This is a genomic window from Gammaproteobacteria bacterium, assembly GCA_027296625.1.
Classification (GTDB): Bacteria; Pseudomonadota; Gammaproteobacteria; order JAKEHO01; family JAKEHO01; genus JAKEHO01.
Genome location: JAPUIX010000094.1, coordinates 1 through 3,348, shown reverse-complemented (window position 1 = coordinate 3,348; position 3,348 = coordinate 1). Strand labels below are relative to the sequence as shown.

Sequence of the window (3,348 nt, the reverse complement as noted above, 5' to 3'; positions counted from 1 at the left end):
CCAACCATCGCAACACCCTCCATCCTTCCATTTAAGATAAAGTGTTGCGTCGATCAGTTGAGAGCACCCCTCAACTCCGGACATTCCGAGGCCCACGCTGGACTTCCGCTTGTGACCCAAAGGAGAAGTCAGGCGTATCGGAGGGAGCAGAGCATTGGCCGCTGAGCGCTGCGGGAGAAGCTGCTCAAAGTCGGAGCCAAGGTGGTCCGCCGGGGTCGTTATGTCACTTTCCAATTGGGCGAAGTTGCCGTGCCGAGGGACTTGTTCCAGAAAATCCTGAACCTGATTGATGATCTGCGACGAAAACTCGTTCCGGCGTAGGCCGGGAAAATCGACGGCCAGGTCAAACGACAGGAGAGGTGTGTCCGATTGGTGGAAAAACTGGGCGAATGGCCTTCTGGACACAGGAAAACCGAAAAATCAATCTATCGATTGGCTGCGGAGAAATTTATGTCCCCCCGACGGTAGTAGGGAGTATACGAACTTCACAATCCTGGTGGTCATCTGGTAAATGTCGGATAAGATAAAGTGTTGCGTCGATCAGTTGAGGGCACCCCCCTTTACGGAAATACCGGAGAACAAAAAGATGATGTCAAAAATCTCATTTGCCTGTGCCACCGTCATTTGTGGACTGACCAGTATAGCTTCGGCCCAACCGGCCCCTATCATCCATGACGCGGAAAACTTGATGTTGGCCGCTCAGCACGGTGAAAAATGGGCAAAAGAGGACGCGGAAATCGATGCGTTGCTCGCGGGTATTCGCGAAAAGAACGGCGGTAAGCCGCCCAATATCGTCTATATACTGCTTGATGACCTGGGCTTCGGTGAGATCGGAATGCCGAACCTTGATGTCATCCGTGGCTATTCAACACCCAATATTTCCAAATTCGCGGACGCGGGTCTGTCCCTTATGCGGATGTACACCGAGCCGTCTTGCACCCCCACACGCGTAGCAATGATGACCGGGCGCTCCCCCTTCCGTACGGGGTTTGATGAAGCCAAGGCGGTTCCTGAAGGAGAAGGATTGCCAGGGTGGGAAATAACACTAGCTGAGGTTCTCAGCGAGTCAGGATATGCCACCGTCCACATTGGCAAATGGCATCTGGGTGACATAGAGGAGTCTTTCGCTATCAACCAGGGCTTTGACTATGCTGAGCATCCCGTACACCAGCAAGGCCAGATAGCGATTTTGAATAAAACGGCACTTCTTGAAGGGCTTGCTACCGGCGTAGATATGACCCTTCGTTCCAACGATTTTGAAACCGATTCGGCCTTCCGTATCGATCCATTTGCAATGGTTTACGGTATTGTCGGGAAAAAGGGCGGCAAATATCGCGAAGTAAACATGAACCCGGGCGACCAATTTGATGCAGATGACTACCGCCGCATGGAGGAAGGCTACTTCAACGCCGTGATGGACCAGTTGGACAAACTGGCTGGCCAGGACCAACCATTTTTTCTGCAATATTGGCCCATGTACCCGCTGACATTTACTCGCTCTGATATCAAACAGGGCAGAACATTAAACGGCGGCCCGATTCCGGAAGCCTTGGTCACAGTCGATGAATGGATCGGGAAAATCACGGACAAGATAGATGAACTTGGCATTGCAGATAACACTATTGTTGTCGTCATGGGAGACAACGGGCCGTTCATGCAATTCGTAGACAAAAGTGGTCAGTCGGACCGCATCTACCGCGGAGGTAAGGGCCAGCATCTAGAAGGTGGGGTTCGTGTCAATGCTTTCGTCCGCTGGCCTGGAGTTCTGAAACCAGGTTCAAGAGCCAAAGACATTTTTCATGTTGCAGATCTGTTTACAACGTTTGCCCGACTTGCGAATGCCGACAAGCACATTCCCCGTGACCGACTGATTGATGGGATCGACCAAACTCCCGTATTATTGTTAGGTGAGGGCAAAGGGCGACGCGACTATGTCTTCATATATGAGGGTCCGGTGCTAAAATCGGTCGTCAAGCAGCAGTTCAAGATGCATGTTCCTGGACCTGGGGACAATCCGATTTTGGCGGGGATTTTCGACCTCTACAAGGACCCCAGAGAGGATCGCCCACAAGACTCCATCCAACTTGGTGTCGGTTTTGGCGCTAATTTTGGCATGATGATCAAAAGGCATCAGGCGATGAAAAAGAGGTTCCCGAATCGTAAGCCAGCTCATGGTGAAGTTTATGGTGGCATCGAAAATCTACGGCCGGAGACAATTAGGCTGATCGAAAATCTCAAACTTTCTCAGAGTATCATATCCGGAGAAAACTAGCCGCGGGCCAATTGTTGGCCGTTCGCGAAAATTCAACAGCATCTTCAAGAGAGGTAACAATGACTCTATCGAAATTCGGTTATGCCCTGGTGGCAGCGAGCCTCATGTCCTTGGGCGCTTGTGCGGGCGTCGTGCAGATCGACGATCTCGAAACAGCCGGTTTCTTGACGGACGAGGTCTATGCGAAGCTGGAGCCGACCAACGATTCGGTTCGAGCCGGATTGGGCTACATAAACAAAGATATGGATATTTCACGACACGACAAGATTCTCCTCGATCCCGTCGTATCGTTCGTAGGGGAGGACTCGGATGATGCTATCGACGCGGAAGATGCGCAAACGTTAGTGAATAACTTTCATGCCCTCCTCGCCAGCGAACTCAGCAAGGATTACGAGCTGGTTGCCGCACCGGGACCCAATACCTTGCGATTTCAGGTCGCCATAGTCCGAGCGACGAAGAGCAGTGTGGCCCTGGATACCATCTCGACGATCGTTCCGGTTGGCGTCGTGGCGACCAAACTTGCCAGTTACGTGACCGGAAAACCATCCTTTACCGGGCAGCTCAAAATCGAGTTTGAAGTGCGAGACGCCGATACGCGGGAGCTGTTTGGCGCCGGTATCGATTCTCGCGCCGGGGGCAAGGTCCTCAACGAGGATCAGTTGAATGGCTGGGCCGATGTCAACAAAATCATGAAGCTCTACGCCCAGATCATGCGCTATCAGCTTTGTCTGGCCCGCGGTGATACGGACTGCGAAAAGCCGGTAGCGTAAAAGGTGTGTGGATCGATTTCTAGGGAACGCGCCGCGATCAATGGACTGGCCCGCTTCCGGTGCTCCAGGTCCGTCGGCGCCACAACTGAGACCTTGCACCGGCAATGAGGTCGAGCGCTGAAAATCTTGGCGTTCGATCTCGCTCCCGGCGAATGGCGTCACAACGCAGATGCAGCTCGGATACGTGATGCGAAAATATTTCCTCGCTTTTGGCTTGACGCTCGTGACAAGTATGGCCGCGGCAGAAGAGAACGCGTCCAATCCGCTTGCTGCGGTTAACAACGTGGATCTCAGATGGCAGTTCAC

Annotated in this window: 2 protein-coding genes and 1 pseudogene; all 3 read left to right on the top strand. The window is 52.7% G+C overall.

Features of this window, described 5'->3' with window-relative positions:
• Positions 1-165: 165 nt before the first annotated feature.
• Positions 166-321, top strand: a pseudogene (locus O6944_04945) (IS1380 family transposase).
• 190 nt (positions 322-511) lie between these two features.
• Entirely contained in the window at positions 512-2,272 is a 1,761-nt protein-coding gene (locus tag O6944_04940; GenBank protein ID MCZ6718483.1) for a sulfatase-like hydrolase/transferase, read from the top strand.
• Between the two features lie 59 nt (positions 2,273-2,331).
• A complete protein-coding gene (locus tag O6944_04935; protein MCZ6718482.1) occupies positions 2,332-3,042 on the top strand; it encodes a DUF3313 domain-containing protein in 711 nt (236 codons plus the stop codon).
• Positions 3,043-3,348 lie beyond the last annotated feature (306 nt).